General features: G+C 40.7%; 17 protein-coding genes. 13 read left to right on the forward strand and 4 right to left on the reverse strand.

Annotated features, from left to right (window positions below; translation table 11 throughout):
* Positions 1 to 30: 30 nt before the first annotated feature.
* Positions 31 to 2,064: a PBP1A family penicillin-binding protein gene (locus LQ203_RS11880; RefSeq protein ID WP_230158335.1), complete on the forward strand. Its 2,034-nt coding sequence runs from the start codon at positions 31 to 33 to the stop codon at positions 2,062 to 2,064.
* Positions 2,065 to 2,265: 201 nt separating this feature from the next.
* Here LQ203_RS11880 and LQ203_RS11885 read toward each other — a convergent pair whose 3' ends face one another.
* Positions 2,266 to 2,574, reverse strand: coding sequence for a hypothetical protein (locus LQ203_RS11885; RefSeq protein WP_230158337.1), 309 nt, complete (start codon positions 2,572 to 2,574; stop codon positions 2,266 to 2,268).
* A gap of 191 nt (positions 2,575 to 2,765) precedes the next feature.
* On the opposite strand from LQ203_RS11885, the gene iadA reads away from it, so the two are divergent.
* A complete protein-coding gene (iadA, locus tag LQ203_RS11890; RefSeq protein WP_230158339.1) occupies positions 2,766 to 3,941 on the forward strand; it encodes a beta-aspartyl-peptidase in 1,176 nt (391 codons plus the stop codon).
* A gap of 267 nt (positions 3,942 to 4,208) precedes the next feature.
* Here the strand turns inward: iadA and LQ203_RS11895 are convergent, their stop codons facing one another.
* Entirely contained in the window at positions 4,209 to 4,778 is a 570-nt protein-coding gene (locus LQ203_RS11895) for a hypothetical protein (protein WP_230158341.1), read from the reverse strand.
* Positions 4,779 to 5,534: 756 nt separating this feature from the next.
* Between LQ203_RS11895 and pdhA the strand changes: the two genes are divergently transcribed.
* The 5 genes from pdhA to LQ203_RS11920 all read left to right on the forward strand — a co-directional run bounded on the left by pdhA (position 5,535) and on the right by LQ203_RS11920 (position 12,077).
* Complete coding sequence (gene pdhA, locus LQ203_RS11900; protein ID WP_230158342.1) at positions 5,535 to 6,647, forward strand: pyruvate dehydrogenase (acetyl-transferring) E1 component subunit alpha; 1,113 nt, start codon at positions 5,535 to 5,537, stop codon at positions 6,645 to 6,647.
* Positions 6,647 to 7,630: an alpha-ketoacid dehydrogenase subunit beta gene (locus tag LQ203_RS11905; RefSeq protein WP_230158344.1), complete on the forward strand. Its 984-nt coding sequence runs from the start codon at positions 6,647 to 6,649 to the stop codon at positions 7,628 to 7,630. The genes pdhA and LQ203_RS11905 overlap by 1 nt, the downstream gene beginning before the upstream one ends.
* Before the next feature lie 32 nt (positions 7,631 to 7,662).
* Positions 7,663 to 8,943 carry a dihydrolipoamide acetyltransferase family protein gene (locus LQ203_RS11910; protein ID WP_230158346.1) on the forward strand — a complete coding sequence of 427 codons (1,281 nt, stop codon included), beginning with the start codon at positions 7,663 to 7,665 and terminating at the stop codon, positions 8,941 to 8,943.
* Complete coding sequence (gene lpdA / locus LQ203_RS11915; RefSeq protein WP_230158354.1) at positions 8,944 to 10,368, forward strand: dihydrolipoyl dehydrogenase; 1,425 nt, start codon at positions 8,944 to 8,946, stop codon at positions 10,366 to 10,368.
* A gap of 332 nt (positions 10,369 to 10,700) precedes the next feature.
* Positions 10,701 to 12,077 carry an amino acid permease gene (locus LQ203_RS11920; RefSeq protein WP_230158356.1) on the forward strand — a complete coding sequence of 459 codons (1,377 nt, stop codon included), beginning with the start codon at positions 10,701 to 10,703 and terminating at the stop codon, positions 12,075 to 12,077.
* A gap of 98 nt (positions 12,078 to 12,175) precedes the next feature.
* Here the strand turns inward: LQ203_RS11920 and hisC are convergent, their stop codons facing one another.
* Entirely contained in the window at positions 12,176 to 13,288 is a 1,113-nt protein-coding gene (hisC, locus tag LQ203_RS11925; protein WP_230158358.1) for a histidinol-phosphate transaminase, read from the reverse strand.
* A gap of 172 nt (positions 13,289 to 13,460) precedes the next feature.
* Here hisC and LQ203_RS11930 point away from each other — a divergent pair, with 172 nt between their 5' ends.
* Positions 13,461 to 13,928, forward strand: a complete 468-nt coding sequence (locus LQ203_RS11930) for an Lrp/AsnC family transcriptional regulator (RefSeq protein ID WP_230158360.1) — start codon at positions 13,461 to 13,463, stop codon at positions 13,926 to 13,928.
* 65 nt (positions 13,929 to 13,993) lie between these two features.
* On the opposite strand, the gene LQ203_RS11935 is transcribed toward LQ203_RS11930, so the two are convergent.
* Positions 13,994 to 14,266, reverse strand: coding sequence for a hypothetical protein (locus tag LQ203_RS11935; RefSeq protein WP_230158361.1), 273 nt, complete (start codon positions 14,264 to 14,266; stop codon positions 13,994 to 13,996).
* A 118-nt stretch (positions 14,267 to 14,384) separates the two neighbouring features.
* Between LQ203_RS11935 and LQ203_RS11940 the strand changes: the two genes are divergently transcribed.
* The 5 genes from LQ203_RS11940 to LQ203_RS11960 all read left to right on the forward strand — a co-directional run bounded on the left by LQ203_RS11940 (position 14,385) and on the right by LQ203_RS11960 (position 16,271).
* Positions 14,385 to 14,813, forward strand: coding sequence for an Lrp/AsnC family transcriptional regulator (locus LQ203_RS11940; RefSeq protein WP_230158363.1), 429 nt, complete (start codon positions 14,385 to 14,387; stop codon positions 14,811 to 14,813).
* An 87-nt stretch (positions 14,814 to 14,900) separates the two neighbouring features.
* On the forward strand, positions 14,901 to 15,458 hold the full coding sequence (gene sigY / locus LQ203_RS11945) for an RNA polymerase sigma factor SigY (RefSeq protein WP_230158372.1): 558 nt from the start codon (positions 14,901 to 14,903) through the stop codon (positions 15,456 to 15,458).
* Positions 15,421 to 15,765, forward strand: coding sequence for a YxlC family protein (locus LQ203_RS11950; protein ID WP_230158738.1), 345 nt, complete (start codon positions 15,421 to 15,423; stop codon positions 15,763 to 15,765). The genes sigY and LQ203_RS11950 overlap by 38 nt, the downstream gene beginning before the upstream one ends.
* A complete protein-coding gene (locus tag LQ203_RS11955; protein ID WP_230158374.1) occupies positions 15,758 to 15,976 on the forward strand; it encodes a sigma-Y antisigma factor component in 219 nt (72 codons plus the stop codon). The genes LQ203_RS11950 and LQ203_RS11955 overlap by 8 nt, the downstream gene beginning before the upstream one ends.
* Positions 15,957 to 16,271 carry a YbjQ family protein gene (locus tag LQ203_RS11960; RefSeq protein ID WP_230158375.1) on the forward strand — a complete coding sequence of 105 codons (315 nt, stop codon included), beginning with the start codon at positions 15,957 to 15,959 and terminating at the stop codon, positions 16,269 to 16,271. The genes LQ203_RS11955 and LQ203_RS11960 overlap by 20 nt, the downstream gene beginning before the upstream one ends.
* Positions 16,272 to 16,410 lie beyond the last annotated feature (139 nt).

Raw genomic sequence — 16,410 nt, forward strand, 5'->3', positions numbered from 1 at the left:
TTCTTTAATAAAAAGGGTAAAATATTTTTAATGAAATATGTCGCAGATGGGAAAATGGGGGTACAAATGAGAGGGTTAATGAAATTAAGTCTAATTATAATATTGGCGGTGGTGGTTTTAGGCGCCGGTTTACTATTTTATTTCAGGCAGGGTGCCGACATAAGCCAGCTTCAAAATCATCTTCAGCAACCGACGGGAATCTATGATCTTGATGGGAATCTTGCCAGCACAGTAACAGCAAATAAATCCGAAGGTGTTACGATAGATGAAATACCGGAACATATGAAACAAGCGGTGGTTTCAATTGAGGATCACCGTTTTTATGAACATCATGGCATAGATTACCAAGGGATCTTGCGAGCTTTGGTTAAAAATGCGAAGGCCGGAAGTGTTGTTGAGGGAGGGAGCACGCTTACCCAGCAGCTTGTGAAAATTACGATGCTGGAATCTAATCGAACACTGAAAAGGAAGATAGAAGAGTTTTTTCTAGCCCAAGAAGTTGAAAATGAATATACAAAAGATGAAATTCTCGAAATGTATTTGAATCAAGTTTATTTCGGCCATGGAGCATGGGGCATCAAAAAGGCAGCAAATATTTATTTTTCCAAAGAGGTATCCGAATTGACAATTTCCGAGGGAGCCTTACTGGCGGGTGTCATTAACCTGCCATCCAAACTTGATCCTTACAAGAATTTGGATGGGGCATTGAAGCGACGTGATTTAGTGCTCTCAAGAATGGCTGAACATGGTTATTTGACGAAAGACGAAGAAGCTGCCGCCAAAAAAGATACGGTGACGCTCCTTATGGGAGAGAAGGAAACTGATCCATTAAAAGGAAAGTACCCTTATTTTGTCGATCATGTTTTATCGGAAGCATCCAGCAAATATGGAATAAAGCTTGAGGATCTTCTTACAAAGGGATATAAAATATATACGACACTGGACCAACCTATGCAGCAAGCTACAGAATCCGTGTATGCGAATCCTGCCAATTTTCCAGTTGGAACGAGTACAGAAGAAATCGTTCAAAGTGGGTCAGTCCTTCTTGATCCGAAAACAGGCGGAATAAAAGCGCTCGTCGGCGGGAGAGGGGAGCATCAATTCATGGGATATAATCGGGCAACCCAACTGACAAGATCTCCAGGTTCATCCATTAAACCGCTTGTCGTTTACACACCGGCGGTTGAGGAGGGGTACGATATCACAGCCCCATTAAAGGATGAAAAAATGAGCTTTGGGGAATATGAGCCAACAAACCTGAGCGGAGTGTATAAAGGGGAAGTTCCTATGTACGAAGCGGTGATGAATTCCCTGAATGTGCCAACTGTTTGGCTGTTGAATGAAATTGGCATCGATAAGGGGCTTGATTCACTAAAGCGGTTTGGGATCCCTTATGACAAGAATGACCGAAACCTGTCGGTTGCTTTAGGCGGGATGAGGAAAGGGGTGTCACCGCTGCAAATGGCAGGAGCCTTTTCAGCATTTGCCAACAGTGGCGAACGGATGCAGACGCATGCCATTGTAAAAATAGAAAATAACGATGGAAAAGAGGTAGCCTTCTTTAAAGAGAAACGCACCAAGGTAACCTCTAAAGGCGTTGTCGACAAAATGAATGCCATGCTGCTTGGAACTGTGGAATATGGCACAGGGGAAAATGCGGCTGTTTCCGGATACGAAGTAGCAGGTAAAACAGGGTCCACACAAGTTCCCATAGAAGGAATATCAGGGGTTAAAGATCAATGGTTCGTCGGTTATACACCTTCATTGGTCGGTGCTGTTTGGGCTGGGTATGATAAGACGGATGCAAAACATTATTTAACGACACATAGTAGTCAGGGAAGTGCACTCATCTTTCAAAAAATAATGGCGAGAGCTTTACAGAATCAAGCTTCTCAATCGTTTAATACACAAGACATCGGACAGCTTATAGCTGAACAAGAGGCACTTATAGCAAAACAACAGGCAAAAGAAGAAGGCGCGCAAAGTAAGCAATATTGGATTGATAAAGGAAATGAAATTCGAAAAGGGTTGCATAAATGGAAGGACTGGGAGTTACCGTGGTAGTTTAATTTAAAATGGAGAATGGATCAGATGCACTTCCCCATCCAATTCAGCACAAAAAAAGACTGTCAAGCCTTTGACAGTCTTTCCACATTCATTAAAAAATAAAATTTACGATTATGCCGATAACGACGATTGCGCCAATCACCATTAAAATGGTTCTCATTGTATACACCCTCTTTGTTTATTCGTAGTTGTCATCATTTAAATGTTAACGGTTTGATTTGTTTGATAACCAAATGCACCTTCATCATTTTCTTTACAAATATCCTGTACTTTTTCGAGCATGGCATGTACATTCTCGCCTTCAAGGATGACTTTCATGGTTGCACACTCTTGAAGAATGAGTACAAAAGATACAAATGTCGAAAGTTTCTTGGCATCCACCAATTTATGGTTGCAGATAAAATATATATTTCCTTTAAATTCTTTTGTAACTTGATATAAGTTCATGATTTGACGCATGGATAACGTTTTATTTGTTTTAATATCAGAAGAAATTACTTTATTCATGTCGTTAGCTCCTTTAGTTTTTATACTTTCGAAAAGCATAATCAAGATGTCAGTTCGGCTACAACTTGTAAATCGAACAAGTATGTTTTGTTTTATTTATGTAATTGTTAGCGAGTCATGTTGTATATTTACCCATGTAAAAGACTTTGAAACCTATTTGAACATTTCAATTCATGAAGGGAGAAGGAACAATGCTTACACTTATAAAAAATGGGGAGATTTATGGTCCGGAATATATGGGTCAAAAAGATATCCTCTTGGTTGGAAAGCAAATTGGGTTCATTAAGGACACGATTGATGTACCTGCCAACTTCGTTGAATTGGAAGTGATTGATGCGAGGGGGCAAATCGTAGTTCCGGGCTTTATAGATGCTCACGTACATATTATAGGCGGAGGTGGGGAAGGTGGCTTTAAAACGAGGACACCTGAAATCCAATTAACAGATGCCACTCTAGCAGGTATAACGACATTAGTCGGGGTCATCGGGACAGATGGAACGACAAGGACGATGCTAGCACTGTTAGCTAAAGCAAGATCGCTTGAAGAAGAAGGGATTAGCTGCTTCGTTCAGACTGGTTCATATCAAGTTCCAGTCAAGACGTTAACAGGAAAGATTGAAGATGATTTGATTCTTGTGGATAAAATTATCGGTGTGGGCGAAATTGCCATTGCCGATCATCGTTCATCGCAGCCGACAGCGGCTGAACTTGCTAAGCTAGCCTCACAGGCACGTAATGGAGGGCTGTTATCAGGAAAAAGCGGTGTCGTGAACATTCATGTGGGTGACAGTCAAAATCATTTGCAGGTAATTGAAGATGTAGTCGAAACAACGGAAATACCGATTACACAGTTTTACCCCACACATATAAATCGAAATCCTCATTTATTCAGTGCAGGGCTAGAATTTGCAAAAAAAGGGGGGTATATTGATTTTACGACGAGCACGATCAGAAAATTTCTTGAAGAAGGGGAAGTGAAAGCAAGTACAGCAATCAAAAGGGCACTTGAAGAAGGTGTTGATATCAGGCAGATCACTTTAACTTCAGATGGACAAGCCAGCTTGCCTGATTTCGATGGCAACGGGAACCTGCGCGGTTTGAACATTGGTACATGCATGTCTTTATATGATTCTGTTGTAGATGCGATTCTCGAGGATGGAGTGACAATTGCCGATGCCATACGAGTTGTGACGGAAAATCCTGCGAGTATTTTAAAACTTGAAAAAAAGGGACGGCTAGAGGTAGGAAGGGACGCCGATATCATCATAATGAAGCAGCCAACGTTAGAAATAGATTGCGTAATCGCGATGGGCCAAATCATGGTCAAAGGTGGTGAAGCGGTTGTGAAAGGAACATTTGAAAAATAGATTTTTCTCATATTGTAAGTGGAAAAAAGGTAATGAAGTTCTTTTAGTAAGATAAGACCATGATGCGGAATATGGTCGGTGCCGTTTCAGAGTCCCGTAATTCTCAATAAGAAATAAAAAAAGACTCATTATTATAATATCGAATTCCCTTCTGGGGAATAAATCAATCAAAGTCACAATAATTTAACACCTAAAAAGCATCGGTTCCATCACCGATGCTTTACTGTTTTTATTTGTTTTTAATCAATTTAAATAGCAAAGTTTTAACTATTTCTTTTTTAAGTTAAATCGAGTTATTTCTTTACCATCTATAATTACTATTAGCGAAGCATCTAAAGCATTATCCTTAAGTTTTTTTAACTTCTCGTTTGATGGAACTCTTAGAGGAACTTGAGGGTTTTCTTCACTTACACCCAAATCGAAAGTGAAAATGTATTTCCCATTTTTATTGGGCTGGATTTCCCCATAAAAAGAATTTCCATAGCCTACACCCGTTCCAACATATGAAGAGGGTTTAAAAATATTAAAACCCACTGTTTCTTTGGAGATAGCCACTAATTTATCATTTGGTTCCATTTTTACTTGTAATCCCTTATCACCCATTCCCCCCCTTTTTTTATTGCCGTTATTTTTAATTTCAAATTCATAATATAACGTCGTCGGTACAAGCTCCTGCCCCTTTTTATCACCTTCCGTTATACCAATTGCACCAACCTTGCTCTTATCATTGACAATATCAACTCTTGAACTTACTAGTTCTAAAGATGGTTTAGTCGAGCAAGCCGTTAAAAGAGCAAAAAATAAAAGTAAGCCCATAAGCATAAAAAACCGTTTCATTTTGAATTCCCCTTTTAATCCAACTATCCTTATATTTTATCATAATATTTCCATATTTTAGAAAATATCCTAATTACAATAGATCCCCAATTTCCTTTGGCTGCATTTTTTAGCATATATTTCAGATATGCTTAAGTAAGAACAGCATATCTATAAAATCATAAACAAACACGCACAGAATACCTGTGTACAATATCTATTGTAAGAGTATATTTTTATCCGAAAATTAATCCTATTTTTGATGCTTTTATTGTGAAATTGGCTCTAAATCAATAAAAAATGACCTATCTGATTTTGTGATTCATATGCATTTTGATTGTTGTGTCCCTATCAAGGGAACCGGTTATTTTTTGGTTCGATCCAGGTTTCGGATGATGAAAGGGAGATACTTATTTCATTCATTGGGGCACCCCCAGGGTAAATGTGATTAGCAGCAATCAAACTATATCCAATATTTTTTAGTCAATTATATGATTTTATTTAAAATTTTCCTATTGATGGGGCCTGTTTTCAAAATGAAGGCGAAGTATAAGGAAACATATTCAAAATAAAGGAAATATGCAAAAAATTCATTCTAATTAACATATTATTAAAATCTTGGATGTATTATCCTTTTATATAAGGAAATGTAGTTTATGAAACAGCATTCATTCACAGACATAATAGACCAACGAAAAATTTTTGGGCTGTTATTTCATGACTGTTAAAATCCTCGGTAAGTTTGCGAAACAAATCTATCTTAAGGGGAGAAATGAAATGGAAAAGACGGGAAACCCAATAATGAAAGCGCATTCAAGTGGAGTTGAACCGGAAATGTTTCAAGTATTGACTCCTGAAGGAGAAATCGTTGAAACGATTGATCCGAAAATCGATAAATCACTGATGTTAAAAATGTATGAGAGCATGCTTTTGCTCAGAACATTTGACCGTAAATCAATTAATCTTCAGCGTCAGGGGAGAATGGGAACTTATGCACCTTTCGAAGGACAGGAAGCATCACAAGTAGGTAGCGCTTTAGCTTTGTCGGCAGGAGATTGGATGTTTCCCACATACCGTGATCATGGAGCGGCAATCATTCATGGGCAGGAGCTGTATCGTGTTTTCCTATACTGGATGGCGCATTTTGAGGGTTCAATATGTCCTGAAGGAAAAAGAATAATGCCACCTAGTGTTCCCATTGCCACACAAATGGTTCATGCGGTAGGAACGGCTTGGGCAAGTAAGTTAAAAGGGGAAAAGAATGTAAGCATTGCTTATTTTGGCGATGGTGCCACTTCAGAAGGGGACTTTCATGAGGCTCTGAATTTTGCAGGCGTTTATAAAACCCCAACTATCTTTTTCTGTCAAAATAATGGCTACGCGATCAGTGTGCCTTTTAATAAACAATCAGCATCCAAAACGATATCCCAGCGGGCGGCTGCTTATGACATCCCTGGGGTTCGAGTGGATGGAAATGATATCTTCGCAGTTTGGCTGACTGTAAAGGAAGCTGTCGAAAGAGCGCTAAAAGGTGAAGGACCTACTTTAATTGAAGCCATTACCTTTCGATATGGTGCCCACACTACTGCTGACAATCCGGCCATATATCGTGAGCAGGACGAAATATCAACATTCTGGAGGGAAAACCGCGATCCGATTACCCGACTTAAAAAGTTTTTGATAAAAGAGGGTTACTGGAATGATGAGCAGGAAGAAATGGTGTTAAAACAGTTCAACGAACAGATTGATGCTCACCTCCAAAAAGCGGAAGCTTATCCGAAATCCAACCCGCTCGAAATGTTTAACCATGTATATGCAAATGAGTCGTGGCATCTAAAGGAACAACAGCAGGAGTTGGAACAAATCTTAAAGAAAGGTGTGAATAAATAATGGGCAAAAGTTTAACGATGCTCCAGGCTATTACGGAAGCGATGGACCAGAAGCTTGGTCAGGATGATCGCGTGATGATCATGGGCGAGGATATTGGAGTGAATGGCGGAGTTTTCCGAGCGACGGAAGGACTTTATGAAAAGCATGGGAAAGATCGAGTTGTGGATACACCATTGGCTGAGTCTGGAATCATCGGATCTGCCATTGGTTTAGCCCTTAATGGAATGTTACCGATAGTGGAAATTCAATTTCTCGCCTTTATTTACCCAGGATTCGAGCAGCTCGTATCCCATGCTGCCCGTATGAGATACCGAACGCGTGGGCAATTTGGGGTGCCCCTCGTAATCCGTACGCCATATGGTGCCGGGATCAGAGGTCCTGAGCTACACTCCGAAAGTGTTGAAACCTTTTTTGCCCATACTCCAGGATTAAAGGTGGTTGCGCCTAGTAATCCATATGACGCAAAAGGGCTCCTCATTTCTGCGATTGAAGATCCTGATCCGGTAGTCTTTTTGGAACCTACTAAATTGTATCGGGCTTTTAAGGAAGAAGTTCCCGAAGAAATGTACCGAATACCGATTGGTCAGGCAAAAGTGGTCCAGGAGGGAAGCGACCTGACCATTTTTGCCTGGGGGGCTATGTTAAGGGAGGCGTTGAACGCCGCGAAAAAGATCGAAAACGAAAAAGGCTGGAAGTGTGAAGTGGTCGATCTTCGAACTTTATACCCTCTAGATCGGGATACGATCGTACAATCCATTAAAAAGACCGGGCGTGCATTAATCGTCCATGAAGCCCATAAGACTGCTGGATTAGGTGCGGAGATTATCTCCATCATTAATGATGAAGCTCTTATTTACCTGAAAGCGCCGATTAAGCGTGTCACTGGATTTGATGTTCCGGTACCGCCGTTTTCTATAGAAGATCATTATCTACCGACTGTTGAACGTGTAAAACAAGGGATAACGGACACGATTACATTCTAAATGATGATATTAAGGGAGAAGGAGGAAGACGCATGATCGAATTTAAACTTCCTGATGTAGGGGAAGGAATGCATGAAGGAGAAATCATCCAATGGCTCATCAAAGAAGGGGATGCAGTAGCGCAGGACCAACCCATCGTTGAAGTGCAAACGGATAAAGTCAATGCGGAATTGACTGCCCCAACAACGGGAGTGGTCAAGAAAATACTTTTTTCCGAAGGGGATATTGTGGAAGTGGGGACCACTATTTTCACCATTCAAGAAGAGAATGAAATGTATGTACCGGAAAATGACAGTATGGAAGAGGATATCCCGGACGGGCAATCTGGAAATGTAAAAGGAATGGCAGAGCATATTACAAGCAAACCGGTTTTTGAAGCAGGGCGCGTTTTGGCTACCCCATTCGTTCGTCAAATGGCGAGGGAAATGAAGGTTGATATCCAGCAGGTAAAAGGTTCTGGGCCTGCAGGACGAATAATTGAAAGCGACTTGCAAAAGTTTAAAGAAAATAATTCGATTACACGCGAAAATGCCCATCACAAAGATGACAGGATTCTTCAGGAGAAGGATCCTATGAAGAATGCCGATCAGGCAAAAGGAACGGAAAATGAGTGGGAAGAGCGCATTCTGCTTAAGGGAATTCGTAAAAAAATAGCTGAACATATGGTAAAGTCTGTTTCGACCATTCCTCATGTAACCCATGTTGATGAATTGGAAATGGATCGATTGAAGGAATTGAAAGATCAATTAAAGGCATATTCCGATGACAAGGATATTAAATTGACCTTTTTACCGTTTTTTGTTAAAGCCATTGTCATCGCCTTAAAGGAGTTTAAAACATTAAACGCTTCAATTGATGAAAAGACAAATGAAATCATCTTGAAGAATTATTATCATATTGGAATTGCGACGAATACAAACGAGGGGCTCATTGTTCCTGTCATAAAACATGCAGATCAAAAAACGATTTTCCAACTAGCAGATGAAATCAGGCAGTTGGCCACCCAAGCCCGTGAAGGGAAATTGAGCATAAATCAAATTACAGGCAGTACATTTACCATAAGCAATGTTGGACCGATTGGAGGGATGCATGCGACCCCGATCATTAATTATCCCGAAGCGGCCATATTAGCGTTGCATAAAATGGAACCGCGCATGGTCGTTCGCGATTTGGAAGGTGTTATTCGTTTAATGATGAATATGTCTTTATCTTTCGATCATCGTTTAATTGATGGTGTAACAGCGGTGCATTTTACAAATCGGATCAAGGAACTACTGGAAAATCCAATTCGTTTAGTTGTGGAGATGAGATAAATGGTAGTAGGGGAAGTTGCTGTAGAAACGGATGTTATCATCATTGGAGGTGGTCCGGGAGGATATGCTGCGGCTATCCGCCTCGGACAGTTAGGGAAATCAGTCGTTCTAGTTGAAAAGGATAAGCTGGGTGGTGTTTGCCTCAATAGGGGCTGTATACCTTCTAAGGCTTTAATACACACAGCTGACCAATTCCATCGGCTTAATGATTTGGGAAAAATGGGAATCAGGCTATCTCAAGAAAGAACCACTATGGACTTTAAAATTTGGCAGGATTGGAAAGAGGGCATCATTTCTCAGTTGAACCAAGGCATTGCCCATTTGTGTAAAGAAAATGGAGTGACAGTTGTTAAAGGTCAAGCAACCTTTTTATCTGACGACCGTATCGGGGTCGAAACCGATGGGGATTTTGAAACCTACAAGTTTGAACAGGCAATTATTGCGACGGGTTCCAGACCATTCGTTCCATCATTCATTAAAGTGGATGGAGAATATATTTTGGATTCAACAACATCTTTGCAGCTTCAGGAAGTCCCATCCAGCTTGTCGATCATTGGCGGAGGTTATATCGGTATCGAATTGGGTATGGCATTTGCAAAGTTAGGAGCTAAAGTGACCATCATTGAAATGGCCGACCGCATTCTTCCACAAGTTGCCGAAAATCTTGTCAAGGAAGTATCCCGTAATGCCAAGAAACTTGGGATGATTATTAAAACATCCGCTAAGGTAGAAAAGGCGAGTGTAGTGGATGGTCAAGTGCATCTGCATGTTTCCTCCGAAAAACATGGGGCGGAAGTGGTCGTGAGCGAAAAGGCGATGGTAACAATCGGCAGGATTCCTAACACAGAAGAGATTGGTCTGAGCAGGGCTGGCGTTACTGTGGACGAAAAAGGCCATATAGTAGTAGATATGGAATGCCGTACAAATGTGCCGCACATCTTCGCCATCGGCGACATTACGCCTGGTCCCGCTCTTGCTCATCGAGCGTCTAAGCAGGGAATTGTTGCAGCGGAAGTAATAGGGGGGCTGCCAAGTGCCATGGACTCAGCTTTTGTACCTTATGTAATCTTCTCGGAACCGCAAATAGCAGGAGTTGGTTTAAGCCGTGAAGAAGCTGAGCAGCAGGGATACGGCGTCAAGTCGGGAAAATTCCCGTTCAGTGCCAACGGAAGGGCGCTTGCAACGAATGAAACAGAAGGATTTGCTGAAGTGATCGTAGATGCCAAAAGCCACATATTGCTGGGCATGCATATGGTAGGTGCTGATGCTTCCAACCTTATCGGTGAAGGCATTCTCGCCCTTGAGCTGTCAGCACGGGTTGAAGATATAGCCCTCAGTATGCATCCTCATCCAACTTTGACGGAGGGGTGGATGGAAGCGGCGGAGGCAGTTTTGGGACATGCGATCCACATCGTTAATAAGTAAGATCACGGGGAAGAAGTAAACTCATGGGGATTACAAATGTAGTCCCCAATTGGAATGTTCTATTTTAATAGATAGAGATGAAAATAATGGTCATGGGTCCCCGTAAGGAAAGGCCCCGTTTATTCCACCCAGGAACTGTACAAGCTTGCAATGTCCTTTTGTAAAACTAATGGCATATTGTTCTAATTTTATCTTGTTGAAGAATGCCATGCAACTTCAACTTCTATAGCTTAACGGTTGATGAAAATCTAACTATCAAGTCGCCATTCAACCATTGGTTTGGAGTGATGGATTTTTCAATTAAAAATTATGGAATGAAGGAGGCGGATGTAATGGAATCAAATGGGGGGGCACTGCAAAAAAGATTGTTGCCGCGACATATTAGCATGATGGCAATGGGCGGGGCAATAGGCACTGGGATTTTTAAAGGAAGTGCCGAAACCATATCATTAGCAGGACCAGGAGTCATTTTCACTTATTTGTTTGCAGGACTATTACTTCTTGTAGTGATGGGAGCTATAGCAGAGATGGCGATCGTCTATCCAAATACGAATATGAAGGGTTTCGTTCAGAAAGCATTCGGTAAGCGCAGTTCCTTCATTATAGGCTGGATGTATTGTTTCATGTGGCTGTCCGTATGTGTCATTGAGATAGTGGTGGCTGGAAGCTTCTTGCAGTATTGGTTCCCAGCGATTCCACTATGGATATTAAGTTTAGGGTGCGCTGCCTTGATCATTGGGGTTAACATGATGAATGTTAAAAATTATGGGGAATTCGAATTTTGGTTTGCTGGCATTAAGATTACAATGATCATCTTATTCATTATCTTGGGAGCCTGCATCTTATTTGGGGCCATCCCAAGCGGCGGAACTAATTATCTGGAAAACTTCACAGGGCACGGAGGGTTTTTCCCTAATGGGTGGATGTCCATCTTTTCGGCATTACTGATCGTTATGTTCTCATATGGAGGTTCTGAGTTAATAGGTCTGACGGTAACGGAAGCAAAGGATGCAGAACGCATTTTACCGAAGGTCATTAAAAGCTATATTTGGAGAGTCGTATTATTTTTCACCTTACCGATACTTGTAATCTGTGGTTTGATTCCTTGGAACGAGATCACCGACCAGGCAAGCCCCTTCGTCCAAGTTTTGTCAATGTCCGGCTTTCAGGGATCGGCACACATCATGAACTTCATTTTAATTACGGCCGTCTTATCTGCCGCTAACTCTGGAATATATGGGTGTACTCGGATGTTGCATTCTTTAGCGGCAGAAGGAGAAGCTCCCAAGTCGTTCGCTTATGTGTCAAAAAATGGCGTTCCGTTATATAGTTTAATGCTAAGTGCCATTGCATTGGTCGTCGGCTCCATGATTACATACGTTGCACAGGACAAGGCATTTACTTTATTAATGGCGTTTCCAGGTTTTGTGGTATCGCTTGTATGGATCAGCATTTGTTTAGCGCAGTTAAAACTTCGCCGTTCATATCCTAAAGCTCCGAGTTTTAAATTGTGGGGCTTTCCATATGTAACCTTCTTTGCAGTCATCACCTTAATCATCATTTGTGTCACGTTCGTATTTAGTGAACAGAATCGGATCAGCATCATTGCCTGCCTTCTTGTGTTGGCTACATTGATCTCGATTTCGATCATTAAATTCAAAAGCGTGGATGAACAGGAAACAACGATCATAGAAAAAGAATCTTGTTGAATAAATCCACGTAAAAGATACGACATGGGCAAAGGCGTCCATGTCGTATCTTTTATCTATTAATAATCATCGTCATACTGCAACTTCGTTTCGATCGTTCATGTACTGGAGGTTTTATTGATTGCATGTTGTAACGCTGTTATGAATCTCTCATTTTCAAGAGGAGTGCCGATCGTCACGCGGATCGTATTATCATAGCCTAGCAAATGACCAGAACGGATGATGACACCAGAAATCAATAGCTTCTCGAAAATCTCCTTACCTGGATGGTTCAGTTTGACCATCAAGAAGTTGGCATGTGAAGGGAAGCATGTTAATCCCATCTCGCTTAGTTCGTTTTCTAAATATCTTCTTCCTTCCTCATTCTTACGGGCACATTGTTCTACAAATAGATGGTCGTCGAGGGAAGCGAAGGCAGCAGCCTGTGCTAAACGATTGGTATTGAAGGGTTCCTTCACTTTAACTAGCTCTTGTATGATGGAAGCATCCATTAAACCGTATCCAATCCTTAATGCAGCCAATCCATAAATCTTTGAAAAAGTGCGTAAGATGACCAGATTAGAATGGGTATTTAGAAGTGGCAAAGTTTCTAAATATTCTTCATCATCGACATACTCATAGTATGCTTCATCAACGATCAGTAATATATGTTTCGGCACCTTCTCGATAAAAGATCTTAACTTTTCTTTTTGAACGATCGTTCCTGTCGGATTATTGGGATTACAGACAAATATCATTCTTGTTTTTTCAGTTATGGCATCATACATACCCTCCAGGTCATGTACACCATCTATAAGAGGGATCTTTACAGGTGTGCCGCCATCAATCAATACATTCGTTTCATAGCGTGGAAATGTAACATCAGCCATGATGACTTCATCATTTTGTTGGATGTAGGTTCTTGTTAACAAACGTATCACTTCATCAGATCCATTTCCCAGGATGATATGATCTTGTTTGATATTCAATTTCCTTGCCAGCTTTTCAGCTAATGACGGTGCCATTCCTTCAGGATAAAAGGAGGTTTGCTCCATTTCGATAAGCATGGCTTCCTTTGCTAGAGCTGAGTAACCGAATGGATTCTCATTGGAGGCCAATTTAACGATCGTTTCAAGTCCCAGTTCGCGTTGGACTTCTTCAATTGGCTTACCGGAAACATATGGGCTGATGTCTTCAATGTTTTTTCGAACCGGGATTTTCGTAAAGGTCAATGCAGGTTCCTCCCTTTGGTAAATTCTGAATTTTCTTTTTCTATTTGCTAATTTTAATGATAGAATATTAACTGGTAAATTTACATACAAAAAAGAATGTTTTTTCACTTTCCATACAACATTTTTAAGAAAGATAAGCTTATATTCCTTCATTATGAAAGGTGGGTGCTTCATGGATGAAATAGATGTCAGTTTACTGGAACTTTTACAGATGAATGGACGCATTACGATAAGTGAACTATCAAAGAAATTGGCTCTCAGTCGGCCCAGCATTTCGGAACGTATGTATCGCCTGCAAGAAAAGGGGATCATTGAGGGGTTCAGTGCAAGGGTTTCGCCGCTGGCGATAGGAAGAGGTGTACTTGTGTTCATTCAGGTCAGTGAACTTAAGGTTTCTGTTTCCGATTTCGAGCAGTTAGTTAAAAATGATTTAGACATTATCGAATGCCATCGTGTAACAGGAACTGTTGGATATTTTTTGAAAGCGGCTTTAGCTGATATGGACAGCATGAGATTACTTATAGATCGATTAATACCCTATGGACATCTGAACACTTCCATAGTTTTGACATCCCCGGTACCTTCCCGCTCCATTCTTCCAAAGATCAATGAAATGGAGGATCATGGCGCGAAATCCTAGCTGAAAGGGTTAGAATGAAGGGTTTTTACAAAAAGGAACGAGGCGAGGCCTGTTCCTTTTTGGCGTTATTTCAAATCCATCAAAGCCCCGAAATATTGCTGGGCAGTTGTAAAACAAATGAAGGCCAATAGTTCTGAGACCTCTTCATCAGTGAATACCTCCTTTAATACTTGGAAAAACTTTTCCTCCGTTTTTTCACGGTGAATGAGAAATAATTCTGCAAAGGCGATTGCATAGCTTTCTTTCGTATCTTCTGCCCATTTATGCGAAATCTCTTCTGAGTGAAACAATCGTTGAAATGGACTGGACCCAAGCCCCGAATTTTTTATTCTTGTCATGAACATCTCTCCTTTGAGATAATCTTAATATAAAAGACTAGGGATTTTCATTGCGTTTGTAAGGTATTTCAGTTTAATAATGAATGAATGTAAAGAAAAGAAGGGAAATTATATTTAAATGAAAATAGATGAAAAAGACCGTAGCATCCTTGCCGAATTAACGATGAATAGCCGAATTTCCATGAGGGAATTGGCAAAGAAAGTCAACCTCTCTGCTCCCACTGTTACAGAACGAGTACGGCAAATGGAGTCATTCGGAATCATTAAAGGGTATGTTGCCGAGATTGACCATAAAAAGATTGGTTTTCCTATTGAGTGTATCGTGGAAGCAACGATACAAAATGGGGAATATGAAAAATTCAAAAAGTATATCTCCAAGTTACCGAATGTAGATTTTTGCTATCGAATTGCTGGACAGGCTTGTTTTATGCTAAAAATTCATAGTGAGAGCCTTGAAGAAGTGGAGGCATTCATCAACCGGACAATTCCTTTTGCGGCAACTGTCACCCATGTGATCCTTTCAGAAGTGGAGCGGAATCAAGAATGAAAAATATTATGTATTTCTCGTGAACGAATTCTTCGTCCCAAACGTCATATAACTATAACGGATAGGGACGAGAGTAGGTGATCATAGATGGAAGAAAAAAAGCTGGTCAAAGCGGCGAAAAAGGGTGACGATGAAGCATTAGCCGAATTGTTTCAAGTTACCTATCCTTTCCTGCTTAAATATTTATTGAAATTGACTTTCAGTCTTCAAAATGCTGAAGACTTAGCTCAGGAGACCTTTTCGAAAGCGATTGAGAATCTTCCTAAGTTCAAGGGAACTTCAAAGTTTTCTACATGGCTGATTTCCATTGCAACACGCTTATATCTGGATCAAAAGCGAAAGCAGAAACGAGAAATCAACTGGTTAAAACAAGAGCAGTCAGTCCGCAAACTGAAATGGGAGACACAAAGCAATAACCAAGCATGGGATGATGTCATGGAAGCACTAGATCACCTGAATGATGATTTACGGGTTCCGATCATCCTGAAGCATTACTATGGTTTTTCTTATGAAGAAATAGCGGGAATAATCAAGATTCCAGAAGGGACAGTAAAATCCCGTGTCCATAAAGGCATTAAAACTATAAGAAAGGAGCTGAAACCGATTGATGAAGGATCAACAAGCTTATCCAAACCGCTCATCTAGGGATGATCAAGATATAGTCGACCAAATAAATAAGAGCCTGGAAAATTTTGATGAGGCTTTTTCGATTGAAATCCCCCAACCGTCCTATTTTGAACAAAAAATCAAAATGCAGCGAGCGGAGACCAAAAAAAAGTGGTTGAAAGAACTGCTTATATTTACTGTAACCGCTGCAATCATTCTAGGTTTCCTGTTTCTAGCCCTATTCCATCAACCCGAAGTCTTTCTGGCGCTCCAGGTGCTGACCGTTGTGTTCATTTGTTTTTATACGATGCTTGTAAAAAGAAAGGTGAAGATGGGTCATGAGTAACCTTAAAATATTTGCTTTGATTGTGTGTGGGCTGATTTTATTGGCCCAAAGTATTTTTCTCTTCATCGATGCCAGGAAGAATGGCTTTAACCATTGGATGTGGGGGATTCTAGGTTTGATTCAAGCTCCATTTCCGTTGATTTTTTATTTGATCGTAAAAAAAATTAGAAAAAAGGAAGAGGATGAACTATATGATTATCGTGACTACTAATACCGTACCTGGTAAAGAAATCAAAGAACTGAAGGGGCTTGTTAAGGGGAACAGTGTTCAATCCAAGCATATCGGAAAAGATATACTCGCTGGATTAAGGACCATTGTCGGGGGCGAAATCACTGAGTATACAGAAATGATGAAAGAAGCAAGACAGAAAGCAATTGGCAGGATGGTGGATGAAGCGAAAGAAAAAGGGGCGAACGCCATCGTTGCCATGCGCCTGGAAACTTCAGCTATCATGCAAAATGCTTGTGAAATCATTGCTTATGGCACTGCCGTTCATGTTGAATGAAATAAAGTGGGGTCTGTAATCCTTTAAGCGTATTTTTCTTGTTCTTCTTACCATTTAAACAATTAAAGAGCCATATATGATTTTTCAGCAGAGGGTTCCTTATTGTTGTCCATACGGCAAGTGAATGAAGTCCTTCTAA

The sequence above is a fragment of the Peribacillus sp. Bi96 genome, assembly GCF_918698115.1.
GTDB lineage: Bacteria > Bacillota > Bacilli > Bacillales > DSM-1321 > Peribacillus.